Source organism: Bradyrhizobium viridifuturi, from assembly GCF_001238275.1.
GTDB lineage: Bacteria > Pseudomonadota > Alphaproteobacteria > Rhizobiales > Xanthobacteraceae > Bradyrhizobium > Bradyrhizobium viridifuturi.
This window is the reverse complement of the sequence record NZ_LGTB01000049.1, coordinates 1-17,967: the sequence shown is the minus strand read 5'-3', so window position 1 is coordinate 17,967 and position 17,967 is coordinate 1. Positions and strand designations below refer to the sequence as shown.

At 64.2% G+C, this 17,967-nt stretch carries 16 protein-coding genes and 2 pseudogenes; 11 read left to right on the top strand and 7 right to left on the bottom strand.

What is annotated here, in order from left to right; all coding sequences use genetic code 11:
• Positions 1-16 precede the first annotated feature (16 nt).
• Positions 17-310: a hypothetical protein gene (locus ALC15_RS34515; protein ID WP_050631147.1), complete on the bottom strand. Its 294-nt coding sequence runs from the start codon at positions 308-310 to the stop codon at positions 17-19.
• A 173-nt stretch (positions 311-483) separates the two neighbouring features.
• Entirely contained in the window at positions 484-714 is a 231-nt protein-coding gene (locus ALC15_RS34510) for a hypothetical protein (protein WP_050631146.1), read from the bottom strand.
• Positions 715-769: 55 nt separating this feature from the next.
• On the opposite strand from ALC15_RS34510, the gene ALC15_RS46695 reads away from it, so the two are divergent.
• Positions 770-1,189, top strand: coding sequence for a hypothetical protein (locus tag ALC15_RS46695; RefSeq protein WP_244486384.1), 420 nt, complete (start codon positions 770-772; stop codon positions 1,187-1,189).
• A gap of 3 nt (positions 1,190-1,192) precedes the next feature.
• On the opposite strand, the gene ALC15_RS34500 is transcribed toward ALC15_RS46695, so the two are convergent.
• The 3 genes from ALC15_RS34500 to pdxR form a co-directional block, all read right to left on the bottom strand.
• The gene (locus ALC15_RS34500) at positions 1,193-1,570 is read right to left on the bottom strand and encodes an SPW repeat protein (protein WP_050631145.1); all 378 of its coding nucleotides are present in this window, start codon (positions 1,568-1,570) and stop codon (positions 1,193-1,195) included.
• Positions 1,571-1,594: 24 nt separating this feature from the next.
• Positions 1,595-2,953, bottom strand: a complete 1,359-nt coding sequence (locus ALC15_RS34495; RefSeq protein WP_050631144.1) for an MFS transporter — start codon at positions 2,951-2,953, stop codon at positions 1,595-1,597.
• A gap of 118 nt (positions 2,954-3,071) precedes the next feature.
• The gene (gene pdxR, locus ALC15_RS34490; RefSeq protein WP_050631143.1) at positions 3,072-4,520 is read right to left on the bottom strand and encodes a MocR-like pyridoxine biosynthesis transcription factor PdxR; all 1,449 of its coding nucleotides are present in this window, start codon (positions 4,518-4,520) and stop codon (positions 3,072-3,074) included.
• Positions 4,521-4,609: 89 nt separating this feature from the next.
• Between pdxR and ALC15_RS34485 the strand changes: the two genes are divergently transcribed.
• Both ALC15_RS34485 and ALC15_RS34480 read left to right on the top strand, forming a co-directional pair.
• Entirely contained in the window at positions 4,610-5,068 is a 459-nt protein-coding gene (locus tag ALC15_RS34485) for a cupin domain-containing protein (RefSeq protein ID WP_200914723.1), read from the top strand.
• Between the two features lie 31 nt (positions 5,069-5,099).
• Positions 5,100-6,125 carry an MFS transporter gene (locus tag ALC15_RS34480; protein WP_244486383.1) on the top strand — a complete coding sequence of 342 codons (1,026 nt, stop codon included), beginning with the start codon at positions 5,100-5,102 and terminating at the stop codon, positions 6,123-6,125.
• A gap of 190 nt (positions 6,126-6,315) precedes the next feature.
• On the opposite strand, the pseudogene ALC15_RS34475 reads toward ALC15_RS34480, so the two are convergent.
• Positions 6,316-8,012 (bottom strand): annotated as a pseudogene (locus tag ALC15_RS34475) (NAD-dependent malic enzyme).
• Positions 8,013-8,394: 382 nt separating this feature from the next.
• Here ALC15_RS34475 and ALC15_RS34470 point away from each other — a divergent pair.
• The 4 genes from ALC15_RS34470 (at position 8,395) to ALC15_RS44980 (ending at position 12,205) form a co-directional block, all read left to right on the top strand.
• Entirely contained in the window at positions 8,395-9,732 is a 1,338-nt protein-coding gene (locus ALC15_RS34470; RefSeq protein WP_094194307.1) for an MFS transporter, read from the top strand.
• Between the two features lie 207 nt (positions 9,733-9,939).
• Entirely contained in the window at positions 9,940-10,266 is a 327-nt protein-coding gene (locus ALC15_RS43690) for a hypothetical protein (RefSeq protein ID WP_128089663.1), read from the top strand.
• Positions 10,267-10,331: 65 nt separating this feature from the next.
• Positions 10,332-11,594 carry a caspase family protein gene (locus tag ALC15_RS34465; protein ID WP_050631141.1) on the top strand — a complete coding sequence of 421 codons (1,263 nt, stop codon included), beginning with the start codon at positions 10,332-10,334 and terminating at the stop codon, positions 11,592-11,594.
• Between the two features lie 455 nt (positions 11,595-12,049).
• Positions 12,050-12,205 carry a hypothetical protein gene (locus ALC15_RS44980; RefSeq protein WP_167350189.1) on the top strand — a complete coding sequence of 52 codons (156 nt, stop codon included), beginning with the start codon at positions 12,050-12,052 and terminating at the stop codon, positions 12,203-12,205.
• Positions 12,206-12,289: 84 nt separating this feature from the next.
• On the opposite strand, the pseudogene ALC15_RS34460 reads toward ALC15_RS44980, so the two are convergent.
• A pseudogene (locus ALC15_RS34460) lies at positions 12,290-13,218 on the bottom strand (aspartyl/asparaginyl beta-hydroxylase domain-containing protein).
• A gap of 353 nt (positions 13,219-13,571) precedes the next feature.
• Here ALC15_RS34460 and ALC15_RS34455 point away from each other — a divergent pair.
• The 4 genes from ALC15_RS34455 to ALC15_RS34440 all read left to right on the top strand — a co-directional run.
• The gene (locus ALC15_RS34455; protein WP_050631140.1) at positions 13,572-14,771 is read left to right on the top strand and encodes an ABC transporter substrate-binding protein; all 1,200 of its coding nucleotides are present in this window, start codon (positions 13,572-13,574) and stop codon (positions 14,769-14,771) included.
• Positions 14,772-14,781: 10 nt separating this feature from the next.
• Positions 14,782-16,500 carry an FAD-dependent oxidoreductase gene (locus ALC15_RS34450; protein ID WP_200914722.1) on the top strand — a complete coding sequence of 573 codons (1,719 nt, stop codon included), beginning with the start codon at positions 14,782-14,784 and terminating at the stop codon, positions 16,498-16,500.
• A complete protein-coding gene (locus ALC15_RS34445; protein ID WP_050631138.1) occupies positions 16,497-17,261 on the top strand; it encodes an SDR family NAD(P)-dependent oxidoreductase in 765 nt (254 codons plus the stop codon). Before ALC15_RS34450 ends, ALC15_RS34445 begins: the two co-directional genes overlap by 4 nt.
• Positions 17,262-17,290: 29 nt before the next feature.
• The coding region (locus ALC15_RS34440) for an IclR family transcriptional regulator (RefSeq protein WP_050631178.1) at positions 17,291-17,967 on the top strand (677 nt) is incomplete at its 3' end.

The window sequence follows — 17,967 nt, the reverse complement described above, 5'->3', positions numbered from 1 at the left end:
GGGGCCGTTTGCGTTTTCAGAATTGCTCGTGTCCGGGATGATTGGGGTCGCCGAAGTATCCGCCACCTCCGCTGCCACCCGCACTGTCACCGCTGTAACCCGTTCCGAGGTAAGGCGGCGGATCGACCGGCTGGCGATGCGGGCCACCCGAACCGCCCGAGCCGCTCGAGCCGCCCGAGCCGCCCGGCGGCAGTTTCGCACCGACATTCTTCGGCGGCACCATGTGAAGTCCACCCGCCTGTGCGGAGCCCAGCGCGGTAACGCCGAACGCGACAACGGCAGCGAAAGCAATCAGCGAATTGCGTGTCATGCGACGTCTCCTTGAACTCGGGCCGGGCACCACGCACCAGCTCCGACGCCGCAATCCTCGCATGATCGTCGCAGGGCGCCTGTGACGTGGGTCACGCGCGGGCGCTGCCCGGCGAACATCGTATCAGCCGGGAAGACCCGGACTTGAGGTCCGGGGCTTTTCGCCGCACGCGGTCAGCGCATCGTGCCGGGCATGCAGGGCGGCTCGGTGAAGGGCGCGGTTGCGAACGATCCGACCTTCGGCGCGCGCACGCAATCAGTCGTCTTGCTGCTGATCGGCGTCGTCGTTGTCGTCATCGAGGCATGGGCACGCCGCGCCGCAGCATTGTTGTTGGCGGCCGACGCCTGAGCCGAATATGCAGCTGCCGCAACCAGCGCAAGCGCAGCGAAGGTCAATTTGGTCATAAGAATTCTCCGCGTGGATGAAGCCGACCAAGCTCGGCTCCTGTGACCAACGACCGTGTTCGCCAAGAAATATTTCATCACGTGCGATCACCGAACCGCGAGCACTTCATCACGATCGCGGATCGGGAATACCGGAACGACGCGGACAATCCATTTCATCAAGGCCGCGCGCAAACGCGGCGATGACGGCACGGAGCTTCTCATGATTGATCTTCGACGACTCGGCAAACAACTTGGCCTGGCCGCTTTCTTGTCTGCGGCAATGGCGACCGCTTGCTTCGCGCAGACGACGGTTCAGGATACGAATGCCTACGCATCAAACGAAACCGCGACCAGACCGTGGCTGGCGCCGGTCGGCCATCGCCAGCCGCGGGCCGCCGACATTCCGGCCGCGGCAGCATCATCGCAGCAGATCATCGACCAGGAAGATGCAATCGTCGACCGCAAGATCAGGGGCATCTGCCGCGGCTGCTAACCTCTAGTGCTTTGCGGCGTCCTGCGGCGCGGCTGCGCCAAGATGGGTCTTCTCGTACTCGAGCCACAGTTCGAGCAGCGCCATGAACGCGACCACCGCACCCGCAGCGATGGCAAAGTGCATCGCGCGGGTGTGGGTGAAGCCGAGCAGCCAAGGCGAGACGATCAGCCAGCAGCCGACGAACAGATTGATCCACTCCTCCCAGATCGCGAACGCTGCGATCGCCGCCAGCGACATGATCGCGATCGCGGCTCCACTGATCCTGAGATCGATCGCCGCGGTCGGGTTGGCATGCGCGAACAACCACGGCGCAGCGAGCAGGAAGATCGCTGCGGCCAAATTGTAGAGATCGAGCGCCGATTCCTTTCGCCATTTCACCATCTGCTGCTCCTTGCCGTCTCACACTCACCGCTGATGCGCGGCCGCTGCGTTGATGTCCTTGCCGGTGTAGTCGGTCATCAGCGCGGTTGCGACCAGCGTGATGACGGCGCAGATCGCGATGTAGACCGCGATCGCAATCGACGAATGATAGGTGCCGAACAGCCAGGCCGCGACCAGCGGCGCCGGTCCACCGGCGATGACAGATGCGAGCTGGTAGCCCAGCGAGGCGCCGCTGTAGCGCAGGCGTCCGGTGAAGCTCTCTGCGATCAGCGCGGCCTGCGGCCCGTACATCATGTCATGCGGAACCAGCGAGAGAATGATCGCGAGGAAGATGACCGCCACCGATCCGGTGTTGAGCATCGCGAAGTAGATGAAACCGAACACACCGGTCGCAGCCGCGCCGATCATGTACATGTTCTTGCGGCCGATCTGGTCGGAGAGATGCCCGAACACCGGGATCGAGACGAACGAGACCACCGACGCGGCGAGTACCGCCGTCAGCAACATGTCGCGCGACATCTTCAGCGTGCCGATGCCGTAGGAGAACACGAAGGCGGTGAAGATGTAGAATGGCGCCTGCTCGGCCATGCGCGCGAAGGCGGACAGCAGGATCTCCTTCGGATGGTCGCGGATCACCGTCAGCATCGGCGTGCGGTCGAGCTGACGTTCGGCCAACAGCTTGCTGAACACTGGCGTTTCCAGAATGCCGAGCCGGATGTAGAGGCCGACACCGACTAGGATGATGCTGAGCGCGAACGGAACGCGCCAGCCCCATGCCAGGAACTGGTCGCCTGACATCTGGCTGAAGGCGAGCACGGCAAGATTGGCGAGGAACAATCCGCAAGGCACGCCGAATTGCGGCCATGACGCGATCAGTCCGCGCGAGCGATCGTTGCGCGCCCATTCCATCGACATCAGCACCGAGCCGCCCCATTCGCCGCCGACGCCGACACCCTGAACGAAACGCAGCACGGTGAGGATCACCGCACCCCAGATGCCGATGCTGGAATAGGTCGGCACCAATGCCACCGCCGCGGTCGCGAGGCCCATCAGCAGCAGCGTCGCGATCAGCGTCGACTTGCGGCCGATGCGGTCGCCATAGTGGCCGAAGATCGCAGCCCCGATCGGCCGGGCGATGAAGCCGACCGCGTAGATCGCGAAAGCTTCCAGCGTACCGACCCAGGGGTCGGAATGCGGAAAGAACAGCTTCGCGAACACTAGCCCGGTGACGGTGCTGTAGAGGAAGAAGTCATACCATTCGATCGCGGTTCCGACCGTGGAGGCGATCACCGCGCGGCGCAGCTGGAGCTGATGCTCGGCTGGCGTGAGTTGGTTGGCGTCGAGCCCGGAGGTTGGGCCAAGCGCAGGGCCGAATGTCGTCATGGGAGCGTCTCCCTCGGACAAGCCCCCGGGGTGGATGTCTGACCGATCGGGTCGTTTGAGTACGAACGAGATCGCTGCGCCGAAGGTTCCAGCGGAATGAAACGTGGAGCCTAGTACTTTAGTCGGCTCGCGTTCGCCGCTCGGTCACGGGCTCAATTGCGCGCCTCAGCCGCCGCGCGATCGCCGGCGCATCGGCCTCAGCAGCATTGGTGAAGCCAACCAGCAAGCCCTGCCCGCAGTCATTCCGAACGCAGCGGCTCGACAGCGGCTCGGCGCCAAATCCATCAGCCCGGGCAAGCTGCGCAACCTTTGTATCCTGCGCGCGGCTCATGAACCGAAGCAGCAGGTGCATGCCGCCTGGCTGCAGCTCGATCCCGATGCGCTCGCCGAATTCGGCGGTCAGCGCGGCAGCGAGGGCGGCACGGCGAGCAGCATAGAGCTTCCGCATCCGCTTCAGATGGCGCGCGAAGTGGCCTTCCGCCATGAAGCCTGCAACGACCCGCTGAGCGAAGGGATTGAGGCCGCTGCCATGGCCGGCCGTGACCGCGATGAAGTTGTCGAGCAGGCAATCCGGCAGCACCAGATAGCCGAGCCGCAAGCCCGGAAAGAGCGTCTTGCTGAACGTCCCCGAATAGATCACCCGCTGGCCGCGATCGAGACTCTTCAATGCCGGCAGCGGCCGGCCGACGAAGCGGAACTCGCTGTCATAGTCGTCCTCGATGACATAGGCATTCGCCTGGTTCGCCCACCGAAGCAGCTCCATACGGCGCGGCAGCGAAAGCGAGACGCCCAGCGGACTTTGATGCGACGGCGTGACAACTGCGAGCCGTGCCCGCCGCGCCTGCCTGATGCCTTCGCCGACCTGCATTCCGTCAGAGTCGATGGGCACAGCGACCAGTCTGGCGTGGGCCAATTCGAGTGCGGCGCGCACCGGCGGAAAGCAGGGGTCTTCGATCCACGCGCGATCGCCGCGCCGCAGCAGGATCCGCAGCGCCAGATCGAGGCCGCCCTGAAAGCCGTTGGTCACCAGCACCTGGCGCCAGTCGCAGGCGATTCCGCGTGAGGATGCCAGATAAGCCGCGATCGCCTGCCGCAACGGTTCGAAGCCGGCCGGATCCGGATACATCATGTCGGAAGCGGAGCTCCGCCGCGCCTCCTGCGCGATCACATGGGTCCAGAGCTTGCGCGGGAAGAGATCGATGGCGGGCAGTCCCATCTGCAGCAGCAGGGGTTCGGCGCGCCCGCTCGGCCGGCTGCTGGACCGCACCGGACGCATCGCATCGTCATCGAGCGCTGCGGCGTCGCGCAACTCCGGCGACACGATCGTCCCCGCCTGGCTGCGCGTGACGACGTAGCCCTCCCCGGCCAGCATGGCATAGGCGGCGTCGACGGTGCCGCGCGCCATCGCGAGCTCCGCGGCAAGAACGCGGATCGAAGGCAGCCGGTCGCCCGGCCGCAGCTGCCCGGACGCGATCGCGCGCCGGAAGCGCTCATAGAGCTGGCGCGAAAGCGGCATGCCGCCGCTTCGAACCAGATCGGCCGTCAGTCTGTTCGGACGCTTCATCATGGCCTAGCCAATATGGAGACTCTTGGCCCTTATGAATAGACCATTCGCCCGCTAGATGGTGGCCCTGGATCAACACAGGAGCCCACGACATGACATCCACCATGCTTCGACGCGACTTCAATCGCGCCTCGATCGCAGCGCTGCTCGCGGCCCTCGCCGCTGCGAGAGGATCAGACGCCAATGCGCAGCCGCAACAGACTGCATCGGGAACGAAACAGTCCTCCCGGCGCGATGTGATCAGGCAGCGTCTGCCGGGCGATCCGGCGCGCGACATCACGCTCGTCGAGGTGACCTATCCGCCGGGAACCGGATCGCCCGTGCACGCCCATGCCAACGGCGTGATGGCCTATGTCGTGTCGGGCATGGTGGCATCGCAGGTCGGCGACGGCCCGGAACGGACCTACAGCGCCGGCGAAGCCTGGTGGGAGCCGGCCGGCGCCATTCATCGTGTTTCGCGCAACCCGAGTTCGACCGAGCCGGCGACCCTGCTCGCGATCTATATCGCGCCGCGTGACGCAACCGCCGCGGATCTGATGAAGCCGCTATAACCATCCAACGCCTCGGGATCTCTTGACGACGATGCAGAGTGCTCTCACCGCCGCACTGAGCGCGGCGATCGCGGTGATCGTCTTGCCGTTGTTCGCCGCGCAGTCTCTGTCAGCTCCGATCGCCGCCTCGTTCGGACTGACGGAAAGCGCAGCCGGCCTGATCGCCATGATGCCGATGCTGGGCTATACCGCCGGGCTCGTGCTGCTTGTCCCGTTGATCGATATCTTCCGGATGCGCTCTGTCATGCTGGCGACGCTGCTGGCCGGGACCATTGCGCTGGCGGCCGCGGCCTGCTCGCCGTCGGCGACGCTCTTCCTGCTCAGCGCATTCGTCGTAGGGCTGACGACCAGCGCCACGCAAATGGTCGTGCCGCTCGCAGCCGGTCTCGCGGAGCCGGCAGCGCGCGGCCGCGTGATCGGCAGGGTCATGAGCGGGTTGATGATCGGCGTGCTGCTGTCGCGACCGAGCGCTAGCCTGACGGCCAGCCTGTTCGGCTGGCGTGGAGCTTACCTCGCCGACGCTGTTGTGCTGGCGGTGGTCTGCCTCGCCTGCGCATTGATCGTGCCTGCGCGTTCGCAAGCCAGCCGCTTGAGCTTCCGCGAACTGATCTCGTCGCTCTGGATAGTGCTGCGCAGCGAGCCGGTGCTGCAGCAGCGCGCGGCGTGCCAGGCGTTGTGCATGGGGGCTTTCGGCGCCTTCTGGACCGGCGTGCCGCTGCTGCTCGCAGCGCCTCCGTTCGAGCTTGGACAGATCGGGATCGGCGCGTTTGCCCTCGCCGGCATCGGCGGAGCGATCGTGGCGCCGGTCGCCGGATGGGCCGCCGATCGGCGTCTCGACGAGACGGCGACACGCCTTGCCCATATCTGCGTGGTCGCCGGATCCGGTCTCGCCTTCATCTTCGGTGCCGGTCGACTTGGCTTCGATCCGGCGACGGACCGCGGCGCCGCGTTGCTGCTGGTTCTGGCTGCGGTCATCATCGATCTCGGCGTGATCGGCGATCAGACGTTGGGACGCATGCCGTCAATTGCCTGCGTCCGGACATTCGCGGCCGCCTGAACGGGCTCTATACCGGATTGTTCTTCCTCGGCGGAGCCGCAGGCTCCGCGCTTGCCGGAGTTGCCTGGACGCACGGCGGATGGACGTCGGTCTGCGCGCTCTGTGTCTGCTTCGGGCTCGGCGCCATCGTCGTCGGCCGGATCACGTCAGTACGAGGCGCGCGAGACTGGCAGGACGCAAGTGTCCTGCCCTAGGGCCGATCGCTGCGCCGATACGGAACGTAGCGCGGCGTCCAGACCTTGGCGTGGATGCGGGCCTCGACCTGATCGATCGGAATATCCTTGGCGAGTCCTTCCTTGTGCGCCTGGAGCGCCACCGCCAGCGCCACCGTCAGCGCGACTTCGCGCAGCGCGCTGACCGGCGGCAGCAGATTGTGCTTCGGGTTGTTGCGGGCGGGCGAGACGCTGGCGAGCGCCTTGGCGGCGGCCATGAACATGCCGTCGCTGACCCGGCTGGCGCCGACCGCGAGCGCGCCGACGCCGACGCCCGGGAAGATGTAGGAATTGTTGGTCTGGTCGACCTTGAAGCGCGCGCCGTCGCGGGTGATCGGCGGGAACGGGCTGCCGACGCCGATCAACGCCCGCCCCTCGGTCCAGGCCTCGATGTCGGCCGGCGCCGCCTCCTCGCGCGAGGTCGGATTCGACAGCGGGAAGATCACCGGCCGCTTGTTGCACTCGGCCATCGCGCGGACGATCGGTTCGGAGAACGCGCCGGCCTGGCCGGAGACGCCGATCAGCACGGTCGGCCTGGCGTTGCGCACCACGTCGAGCAGCGCGATCTTGTCGGGATGGCTTAGCTGCCAGCCTGCGATCGCCTGCTTGCTCTGCACGAACGGAAGCTGGAACGGGGCGAGCCCGCTCATGCCTTCGAGCAGCAGCCCGTCGCGGTCGACCATGAAGAAGCGCTTCGCCGCCTCGCTCTCGGACAGGCCGGCATCGACCATCGCGGCGCGGATCAGGCTGGCGATGCCGCAGCCGGCGGAGCCGGCGCCGAGAACGGCGACGCGCTGCTCGGTGAGCGGCACGCCGGTGACGTTGATCGCAGAAAGTAAGGCGCCGGTCGCCACCGCCGCGGTGCCCTGGATGTCGTCGTTGAAGGTCAGGAGCCGGTCGCGATAGCGCTCGAGCATCCGCGTCGCGTTGTTCTTGGCAAAGTCCTCCCACTGCAGCAGCACGCGCGGCCAGCGCTTCACCACCGCCGAGACGAACGCCTCGATGAAGTCGTCGTAGGCCTGGCCGCGGACGCGCTCGTTGCGCCAGCCGATATAGAGCGGATCGGCCAGGCAGTCGGGATTGTCGGTGCCGACATCGAGCATGATCGGCAGCGTGGTCGCCGGATGCAGGCCACCGCAACCGGTATAGAGCGCGAGCTTGCCGATCGGAATGCCCATGCCGCCGGCGCCCTGGTCGCCGAGGCCGAGGATGCGCTCGCCGTCGGTCACCACGATCGCTTCGACGTGATCGAAGCGCGGATGGGCAAAGATGCGGTCGATCCGGTGCTGGTGCGGAATGCTGAGGAACAGCCCCCGCGCTTGCGAAACAGCCGACTGAATTTCTGGCAGCCCTCGCCGACGGTCGGCGTGTAGACGATCGGCAGCAGCTCTTCCAGATTGCTGACCAGGAGCGCGTAGAACAGTGTCTCGTTGGTGTCCTGCAATTCGCGCAGGAAGGCATAGCGCTCGATGTCGGTCTCGTAGCCGCGCAACGCCTCGAGGCGGCGCGAGACCTGCTCGTCCAGCGTCAGGATATTGGGCGGCAGCAGGCCGTGCAGGTCGAACGCCTCGCGCTCGGCCTCGGAGAACGCCGTGCCCTTGTTCAACTGCGGATCGGCCAACAGTTCGTAGCCGCTGAGCGCGGTGGTGGCGAAATCTGCAGTGGACTGGGACATGAGAAGGCCTTTCGGTAGGATGCCGGTCAGGACTGTAGCACTTCGATGCGCATGACCGGAACCCGAGTTCTTGTCCGCCAAGTTCTTGTCCGGCCATGCGGCCGGATCAATTGCCTCGCAGCCGTTGATGACAGTGCGATGAAGCCGGCGCCGATGCCCGGATTGGGTGGGTCGGCCGCACCGCGGCTTTGAATCGTTGCACGGTGCCCGATCACATCATCGCGAGCGCGTGATCACTCGTCATGCCGGAGAGCAATCGGGAGCGCGAGACAACATTTTGTCCATGTCAAATTCGCAACGCAGGCCGCGCAACTTCCGTTCTGGTTCGACACGACACACGCCGATACTGTCCGGCAAAATCAAAGGTGAGGAAAAACGAATCATGTCGGGAATCGAGCTTGCGACGCCACGTCTGAAATCAATTCAGCGCGTCGCGCTGGCTCTGCTGGTCGTTGCAGGGGTCGTCAATTACATCGATCGCGCGACCCTCGCAGTTGCCAATCCCCTGATCCGCGAGGAACTCGGATTGTCGATTGCCGACATGGGCTATCTGCTTTCGGCGTTCCTCTGGGCCTACGCGTTCTCACAGCTCCCCACCGGGGCGATGGTCGACAGGCTGGGTCCGCGCCTGCTTCTCGCCATGGGCCTCAGCCTGTGGTCGCTCGCGCAACTCATCGGTGGCCTGGTGCAGAGTTTCGGTCAGTTCTTCGGGGCCCGCGTCCTGCTCGGAATCGGCGAGGCCCCTCAGTTCCCGACCGGCGCGCGCGTGGTCCGGGACTGGTTCAATCAGCGCGACCGCGGCCTTGCGACCGGCGTCTTCAATTGCGCGTCATCGCTCGGCACGGCCATCGCCGTGCCGCTGCTGACCTACCTCATGCTGACATTCGGCTGGCGCACGATGTTCGTGATCATGGGCGTCGCCGGCCTCGTCGTCGCCGCCTGCTGGTATGCGCTCTATCGCAATCCCGAGCAGGTCGCGCTCACCGCTCACGAGAACGCCTACCGGACGCAGGGCGATCCTCCCGGCCAGCGCACCAAGGTCACGTTCCGCGACTGGTCGCAGCTGTTCCGCTTCCGCACCACCTGGGGCATGATCTTCGGCTATTTCGGCTGCATCTACCTGACCTGGATCTACACCGCCTGGCTGCCGGGTTATCTCGAGATCGAACGCCATATGAGCGTAAAATACACCGGATGGGCGGCGGCGGTCCCGTTCGCCTGCGGTGTCGTCGGCGGCGTCATTGGCGGATACATCGCCGACATCCTGGTGCGCCGCGGCGTCGAGCCGCTCAGGAGCCGGCGCTACCCGGCCGCGATCTCGCTGCTCGGAACGGCGGCCTGCACGGTGGCCGCGGCCTATGTCGAGAGCAACACGCTGGCGATCGCCTTCATCTCGATCTCGCTGTTCCTGGTCTATGTCACCAGCACCTGCGCCTGGGCGTTGAGCTCGGTCGCGGTGCCGACCAATTGCACCGCCTCGATCGGTTCGGTGCAGAACTTCGGCGGCTATCTCGGCGGCGCGCTGGCGCCGACCGTGACCGGCCTGATCGTGCAGAAGACCGGTTCGTTCGTGCCGGCGCTCGTCGTCGGCGCCCTGATCGGCGTCGTCTCGGCGGGATGCTATCTGTTCATCGTCGACCAGCCGATCACGGCGGCCGATATCGATGCCGCTTCCGACGCGATCGGTTCACTCGGCGTCGGCGCCAATCGGGAACCGTAAGCCGCAACGAGGCAGAAATCGTCTGGCGGATGAGCGACGCACCATCCGCCAGGTCTTGGTCGAATGGCGGATTGGTCGGCCACCCATTTTCGCGCGCGACAACCGTAGAGATACGTGGCCTCTCCCCACGAATCCACTCAACTTGTACTTGCGGGGCTCCCCAAAATGAGACAGTTTTAGCTTGGGCTATATGGGGAGGAGGAATCCATGAAAATTAGAGCCATATTGTTTGCTGGTTTCAGCTCGCTGTTTTTGGTCGGCTGCGATTCAAACGATGCACAGCGAGCGATTGATTCGGGTTGCCAGTATTTGCCGGCGGCGATCACAGTCGCGAAATTGGCAGCAGTGATGTTCCCAGGCGTTGCAGAACTATCGATTGACCAGGTTGGGCAAGTTGCCAAGGCCGCATGCGATGCAGTTAAGGACGCTCGCGGAAAATCGCAGGGCAAGAAAGCGCTGATCACCCCCGTTGTAAGGGTGAATGGAAGGCAGATCTATCTTTATCCGGATCCAAGCCGTCCCAATCAACGATAGCAAAGCGTGACGACAGGAGCTCAGCCAACTCGAATTGGCTGAGCCGGCGCATGGGAAGCTGTCTGATGCTCCAAGATCTGGGAAGCGTACGTTCACGCGGCCTGGCCTTCGCTCGCGCGAAGCTGCTGGGCCTGTTATTCATCCTGCTCCCGAGCGTCTATCCGCTCGGGCTTGCGCAGGCCGAGCCGGTCCGACGCGCTTTCGTCGTAGGAATTTCGAACTATGACGACGAGGCGTTGCGACTGTTGGGACCAAAGAACGACGCCAGTCTGGTTGCCAAACAACTGTCGAAATTTGCGTACCAGCAGGTCACGCTCGTCGACGAGGAAAATACGACATTCAGAAAGCTGACCGACCGCTGGGCCACATTTGTGAACTCTGTCAGGCCCGGCGACGCCGTCGTCATTTACTTTTCCGGCCATGGAGTTGCCGTCGACAATCTGAACTACCTGGTAGCCCGGGATTTCCGTCGATCTGACATGGCCGCCAGCAGCAATGCATCCAATCTCAAGTTGTTCTCGATCGAAAAGTGGCGTTCCGACTTGGTGAAGAAGCGAGCCGCAGTGTCGGTTTGGATATTTGATGCGTGTCGGGACAATCAGATCGGGCTAGAGACCAAGGGGCTCACTTCAATCAAAGCGCTTTCCGGAAATCTCATCATGTACTCGGCCAGAGCCGGACAGGAATCCGGCGACGCGGCCGACAAGAACCAGCCATCCGCTTACACCAGGTACTTTCTGGCCGCGCTGGATCAGCTGCCCAGGCAGGATGCGGTTTTCCTTGCAAGAGTCGTTCAGTCAGAGGTAGCTCAAGCGCATCACGACCAGCTTCCGGAAATATCGTCATTGATGAGCGACAATTGGTGTTTCAACATCTGCGATCCAAACTCAATCATTCGACTGAAATTTGACACTGCCGGCGGTTCATACGAGGTCGCCTCCAAACGCGAATTCGCCCAGAGCAAGTCCATCAGATCTACGGAACGAAGACAAAATGCGGTCTTTATCGGGACAGCATCGCAAGCTCACCTCTGTTCAAGTGGCCATCGACAGGCAAATGCTCGCTTCCAATGCTCCGTACTGAAAGACTTTGCAGAGGCAAAGTTCAGCAGCTACTTGGGGCAGCCCATAACGCCGCTACAGCCCGTCGCGATTTATCGAAGGCCGCCCATCGTGAAGGACACGATCAAGTACCTATGTCGGGTCGGATACGTTGATGCGGAAAATGGCCTTGAAGTTACCGGCGTTCTTTCGTTCGAATATCGGAACGAAACGTATTTTTGGGCGACGGTGAAAGATCGGCGCGAAACCTGTCAGAAGCAGACGTAGCGCCGATTGATTGGCTCCGCCACGCCTGCGCCAGGGTGAATCTTGTTGAGCTAGGCAATACGCATTGTTGCTCGCCGGTCAGACGTGGCTTCCCGTCCTCACCAGCCCCGTCTGCAGCGGCGCCACTCCGATCGCTGCAACCCCCATATTACGATCGGCCCGAGGATCAACGCGGTCACAACATACCTTGGTATAGGCTCACCGATTCCTTGTGATGCCCTGCGTTTACGCTCGTACAGTAGAGAGCGATGGCGCGTGATTCCTATACTCCCGACTGCTCCATCGGATGCACTGCTGTCGGCGTCGCTGTGCCGGCGCGACCAGCAACAGATTCATCGTGGGCGCGACTTGCGTTGCGAAATCTGTGATCGGGATCACTGCTCCGGGGAGCGCAGCGCACGACTATCGCGGGCAGCAAATATCGACTTGAACGCAGGTTCCCGAGGAACACTGAAATGATCGTCAACATTCAGAAGCTGGATGGCCTGTGGCACCTCATCGTCGGGTCGTGCAAGATCCGAACTCCGTTCCTGGAAACCCAGGACCGCGAGTGGGTGGTCGCCTACGCCAGGCGCGTCTACCCCGGCGCCAAGGTTTTCGAACGCGACTGACGCGCTCGCGCGTCACGTCTTAGACAAAAAGCCCCGGAGCATGCTCCGGGGCTTTTGCATTCAAGGTAGCGAGCCCGTGCGCGATCAGCGCAACGCCGACACCACGATCAGGCCGAGGATCAGCGCGGTCGCGGAATATTTCAGCGTGTAGTAGACGCTTCGGTTCCATTCCTTGACCTTGCGGCTGCCGAGGTGGAGCTCGTACAGCTTGCCGAACACCTTGTTCAGCGCGCCGACATGCTCGCCGTCGACGTTCTGGGTCGCCGATGCCTTGACGATGTTGTGGCTGACCCAGCGGTTCATCGCCGTCATGAAGCCGTACTTCATCGGGCGCTCGACATCGCAGAACAGGATGATGCGGTTGACGCTGGTCTTGTTCTCGGCGCTGTGAATGAAGGTCTCGTCGAACATGAAGGCCTCGCCGTCGCGCCAGACGCATTCGACGCCGTCGACGAGAATGCGGCACTGGTTCGAGTTCGGCGTCACCAGGCCAAGGTGATAGCGCAAGGAGCCGGCGAACGGATCGCGATGCGCCCCTAGCTTGCCGCCGGGCGGCAGCATCGCGAACATCGCACCGTGCACGTTCGGGATCGAATTGAGCAGCTCCACCGTCTGCGGGCACAGCGTCCGCGCCGACGGCAGGAAGTCGTCGTACCATTCAGATAGAAGCGCTTCCAGCCGCTCTTGAAGAACGAATAGAAGCCCCAGTCGTTGTTCTTGGCCGCGGCGCGGATGAAGCCCTCGTCGAACAGCCGTGTCGCCTCGTCGCGGATCGTCTCCCAGTTGTCTGACAACTTCTTCAGCTCGGGAAACTGCTCGACCGGGATCACCGGCGTGTTGGGCACCGCGGAGCCAGCATACATCAGCACATTGTAGGGTGCGAGATAGGTCGAGTGATCGCCGAGCTGACGGGCGAAGCGCAGCCGCTGTTTGCCGCGGAAGTGGACGTAGAGCGTGGAGGCCGCCAGCACGTAGAGAATAACGAGCTGCGGCGCGAAGAGCTGTCTCAACATGATCCGTCTATGATCGCAGCCCGCCGACGCTCTTCGTGCACCGCCCCCGCAAGAGCCGATCCCGACGAAGGCTGGCTCCGCGCGGGCGGCGAAGCGCATCGCCGTCCGCGAAAATTCCCCTGTTCATAGTGACTTGGTACTGCCGCAAGCTCTGGCGTGAGCTGGAAGCCCCGCAGCGCCATCCCGGATGAGCCATGTAAGCGTATGCTCACCAAATGTGAAGCGCCGCCGCATTCGAGGAGGGCACTGTGTGACAACATTCACACATCAAAATTCGTCATTGACAAATAGATTGATAATTACTAACTCTGGATCGACCCGCCAGAGAATGCGGATATCCATGAGGAGGAACGATGAGACACGTTTTGGCGGCAGCCATTCTCACTGTCATGACGACGGCCGCTCATGCCCAGGTTTCCGACGACGTCGTGCGCATCGGCGTGCTGACCGACCTGTCGAGCTGGGGCCGCGACAATTCCGGCCCGGGCTCGGTCGAGGCGGCCAAGATGGCGGTCGAGGAATTCGGCCCCACCGTGCTCGGCAAGCCGATCGAGATCATCTCCGCCGACCACCAGATGAAGACCGATGTCGGCGTCCAGATCGTGCGCGGCTGGTTCGACAACAACAAGGTCGACGCCGTCGTCGATATTCCCAATTCCGGCATCGCGATCGCCGTGCACAACATGGTGCGCGAGCGCAACAAGATCGCGCTGCTGTCCGGCCCTGGCGCGAGCTCGCTAACCGACGAGTTGTGCAGCCCGAACACCGTGCACTTCACGTACGACACCTACGCGCTGTCGAAGGTCACGGCTTCGGCGGTGATCGCGGAGGGCGGCAAGTCCTGGTACTTCATCACCGCGGACTATGCCTTCGGCCAGCAGCTCGAGAAGGACGCCACGCGCTTCATCAACGAGATGGGCGGCAAGGTGCTCGGCGGCGTCAAGCATCCGACCAACACGGCGGACTTCTCCTCCTTTGCACTGCAGGCGCAAAGCTCGAAGGCCGATGTGGTGGCGTTCGCCAATGCCGGCCAGGACACCGACAATTCGATCAAGCAGTCCGGCGAGTTCGGCCTCGTGCAGGGCGGCCAGAAGCTGGTCGGCCTCCTGATGTTCGACACCGACGTGCATGCGATCGGCCTCAACGCCGCGCAGGGCACCTATATGACGACGGCGTCGTACTGGAACATGGACGAGAAGACGCGCGCCTGGTCGAGGAAGTTCTTCGCCCGCACCAATGTGATGCCGACCATGATCCAGACCGGCGTCTACGGCTCGGTGCTGCATTATCTGAAGGCGATCCAGGCTGCCGGCACCGACGATCCGCAGAAGGTGATGGCAAAGATGCGCGAGCTTCCGATCGAGGACACCTTCGTGCACGGCGGCAAGCTGCGCGAGGACGGCCGCGTCATCCGCGACATGTATCTGGCGAGGGTGAAGAAGCCCTCGGAATCCAAGGAGCCGTGGGATTATCTCGACATCATCAAGACGGTGAAGGGCGAGGACGCGTTTCGTCCGGTCTCCGAGTCGAAGTGCCCGCTGCTCAAGAAATAGGATCGATCGCGTGGCCAACGAAGAAACATATCACTGCGATGCACTCGTCGTCGGCTCCGGCTGCGCCGGGCTGTCGGCGGCGGTCACCGCGGGCCATCACGGCCTGAAGGTCCTCGTCGTCGAGAAGGAGCCGCGGTTCGGCGGCACCACCGCGCGCTCCGGCGGTTGGCTGTGGATCCCCGGCACCTCGCTCGCGAAGGCCTGGGGCATCGAAGAGAGCCCCGACCAGGCCAAAACCTATCTGCGCCACGAGGCCGGCAACAGCTTCGACGCCGCGCGCGTCGATGCGTTCCTGACCGAAGGGCCGAAGGCGGTCGACTTCTTCACAACGAAGACCGCGGTTCGTTTCGACATGCCGCTGACCTTCCCGGACTATCATGCCGAAGCGCCCGGCGGCGCGCAGGGCGGCCGCTCGATGGTGACGCGGCCGTTCGACGCTCACGAGCTCGGCGACGCCCTGAAGAATCTCGGCAGCCCCCTGCCCGAGCTCACCGTGTTCGGCATGATGCTCGGCTCCGGCAAGGAGATCGTGCATTTCATGCGCGCGACGCGGTCGATCACCTCGGCCGCCTATGTCGCCAAGCGGCTGTCGAAGCACGCCGTTGACGTGGTGCGCAACGGCCGCGGCATGACGCTGACCAACGGCAACGCGCTGGCTGGACGGCTGGCGAAATCCGCCTTCGACCTCAAGATCCCGCTCTGGCTCAACTCACCGGTGCGCGAGTTGATTGTCGAGAACGGCGTGGTGCGCGGCGCAATCGTGGTGCGCGAGGGCCGCACCGTCCGCATCAACGCCAAACGCGGCGTCGTGCTCGCCTGCGGCGGCTTCCCGCATGACGTCGCGCGGCGGCAGAAGATGTTTCCGCATGCGCCCACGGGAAAGGAACATTACTCGCCGGGACCGACCGGCAACACCGGCGACGGCTTGCGGCTCGCGGAATCCGCCGGTGGCCGCGTCGACGACTCGTTGCCGAATGCCGCGGCCTGGGTGCCGGTCTCGGTCACCACCCGCAAGGACGGCTCGAAGGGCGTGATGCCGCATTTCATCGATCGCGCCAAGCCCGGCGTGATCGCTGTCATGCGCGACGGCAAGCGCTTTGCCAATGAAGGCAATTCCTACCACGACTTCGTGCAGGCGATGATCAAGGCAGCGAAGCCCGGCGAAGAGATCGCGGCATATCTCGTCTGCGATCACGAGACGTTGCGCAAATACGGCCTCGGCTGCGTGCCGCCGCGCCCGATGCCGCTGGGCCATCATCTGAAGACTGGCTATCTCAAGCGCGGCACGACGCTCGCAGAGCTCGCCGCGCAGGCCGGCATCGACGCCGGGGCATTCGAGGCAACCGTCGCCGAATTCAACACGACCGCGGCCGAGGGGCGCGATCCCGCCTTCGGCAAGGGCTCGCGCGCCTACAATCGCTACCAGGGCGATGCGCTGCACGGCCCCAATCCCTGCATCGCACCGATCCAGCACGGGCCGTTCTACGCCATCAGGATGGTGATCGGCGATCTCGGTACCTATGCCGGCATCCGCACCGACGCCAATGCCCGCGCGCTGGATGCCGACGGCCAGCCGATTGCCGGCCTCTATGCCGCCGGCAACGACATGGCAAGCATCATGGGCGGAAATTATCCCGGCGCCGGCATCACGCTCGGCCCCGCGCTGACCTTCGGCTACATCGCAGGCAAGCACATCGCCGGCGCAGCGGCAGAGCGAAGCGCGGCATGAGCACATTGCCGAACCTGCTTGCCGGCAAGCGCGCGCTGGTCACCGGAGCGGCGCACGGCAATGGACGCGCCATCGCGCTCGGCCTCGCGGCCCACGGCGCCGACGTTGTCGTGACCGACATCGATCGCGCCGGCGCCGAGCAAACCGCAGCCGACATCCGCGAGCGCGGCCGCGCGGCATGGTCCTTCGACCTCGACGTGACCGATGTCGAGGCCTGTTACGCGCTGGCGCAACAAATTTCGCGAGACATTGGGCCGATCGCCATCCTGGTCAACAATGCCGGCATCATCATCCGCGAGGGCATCGACTCGCCGCAGGCGCAGGACAATTGGCGGCGGGTACTCGACGTCAATTTGACCGGCACCTTCAACGTCACCCACGCGTTCCTGCCGGCGCTGCGCGAGACCCGTGGCGCGATCATCAATCTCGGCTCGATCGCCTCCTTCCTCGGCGTTGCCGACACGCTGGGCTACGCGCCGTCCAAGGGCGGCGTGAAGCTCCTGACTCAGGCGCTCGCCCGCGAGCTTGCCGCCGACGGCATCCGCGTCAACGCGATCGCGCCCGGCGTGATCGAGACAGCGATGACCGAAGCAACCCGCAACGACCCTGCCCGGCTGGCCGGATTTGTGAGCCGCACGCCGCTCGGCCGCGTCGGGCAGCCAGAGGAGCTGGTCGGACCGGTGGTGTTCCTGGCGTCGGAGCTGGCGTCTTATGTGAACGGCGTGACCATGCCGGTCGACGGAGGGTTTCTCGCCGTATAAGGACGTTGTCGGAGAGTTGGCAGGACGCGATGACGAGAGAAAGCCGCGGCATACAGTCGATCGAGGTCGGCGGAGAATTGCTTCGCGCGCTCGCCCGCAGCGGCGAGCCGATGATGCTGCGCGACCTCGCGCGCGAAGCCGGCATGCCGCCGGCCAAGGCGCATCCCTATCTCGTCAGTTTTTCGCGCATCGGCTTGATCGAGCAGGACGAGACCACCGGCCGTTACGAGATCGGCGCGCTGGCGCTCGAGCTCGGCCTGATCAGCTTGCGCCGGCTCTCCGCGGTGCGGATCGCGACTCCCAGGATCGCCGCGCTCGCCGACAGCATCAATCATGCGGTGTCGCTGTCGGTCTGGGGCACCCACGGCGCCACCGTGGTGCGGCTCGAGGAGCCGAGCCATCCCGTGCATATCGCGATGCGCGTCGGATCGGTGGTGGCGCTGCTGGAGACCGCGACCGGCCGTGCCTTCGCTGCCTTCATGCCGCCGAACGCCGTCAAGACCGCACTCGAAAGCGGCCTCGATCGCCTCGGCGTCGGCTACAATCCGAAACGCGAGACCATCGGCGCAAAGACGACGGAGATGCTGGCCGAGGTCCGAAGCCACGGGCTCGCGCGCGCGATCGGCGATCCCCTACCCGGCGTCAACGCCTTCGCCGCCCCGGTGTTCGATCACGCCGGCCATGTCGCGCTCGTGATCACTGCGAT

Coding starts and splice junctions, on each gene's coding strand:
- ALC15_RS44980 (WP_167350189.1), top strand. CDS start 12,050: ATGATCGTCAACATTCAGAAGCTGGATGGCCTGTGGCACCTCATCGTC.
- ALC15_RS34485 (WP_200914723.1), top strand. CDS start 4,610: ATGACATCCACCATGCTTCGACGCGACTTCAATCGCGCCTCGATCGCA.
- ALC15_RS34500 (WP_050631145.1), bottom strand. CDS start 1,570: ATGGTGAAATGGCGAAAGGAATCGGCGCTCGATCTCTACAATTTGGCC.
- ALC15_RS43690 (WP_128089663.1), top strand. CDS start 9,940: ATGAAAATTAGAGCCATATTGTTTGCTGGTTTCAGCTCGCTGTTTTTG.
- ALC15_RS34510 (WP_050631146.1), bottom strand. CDS start 714: ATGACCAAATTGACCTTCGCTGCGCTTGCGCTGGTTGCGGCAGCTGCA.
- ALC15_RS34515 (WP_050631147.1), bottom strand. CDS start 310: ATGACACGCAATTCGCTGATTGCTTTCGCTGCCGTTGTCGCGTTCGGC.
- ALC15_RS34470 (WP_094194307.1), top strand. CDS start 8,395: ATGTCGGGAATCGAGCTTGCGACGCCACGTCTGAAATCAATTCAGCGC.
- ALC15_RS34465 (WP_050631141.1), top strand. CDS start 10,332: ATGCTCCAAGATCTGGGAAGCGTACGTTCACGCGGCCTGGCCTTCGCT.
- ALC15_RS34455 (WP_050631140.1), top strand. CDS start 13,572: ATGAGACACGTTTTGGCGGCAGCCATTCTCACTGTCATGACGACGGCC.
- ALC15_RS34480 (WP_244486383.1), top strand. CDS start 5,100: ATGCAGAGTGCTCTCACCGCCGCACTGAGCGCGGCGATCGCGGTGATC.
- pdxR (WP_050631143.1), bottom strand. CDS start 4,520: ATGATGAAGCGTCCGAACAGACTGACGGCCGATCTGGTTCGAAGCGGC.
- ALC15_RS34445 (WP_050631138.1), top strand. CDS start 16,497: ATGAGCACATTGCCGAACCTGCTTGCCGGCAAGCGCGCGCTGGTCACC.
- ALC15_RS34495 (WP_050631144.1), bottom strand. CDS start 2,953: ATGACGACATTCGGCCCTGCGCTTGGCCCAACCTCCGGGCTCGACGCC.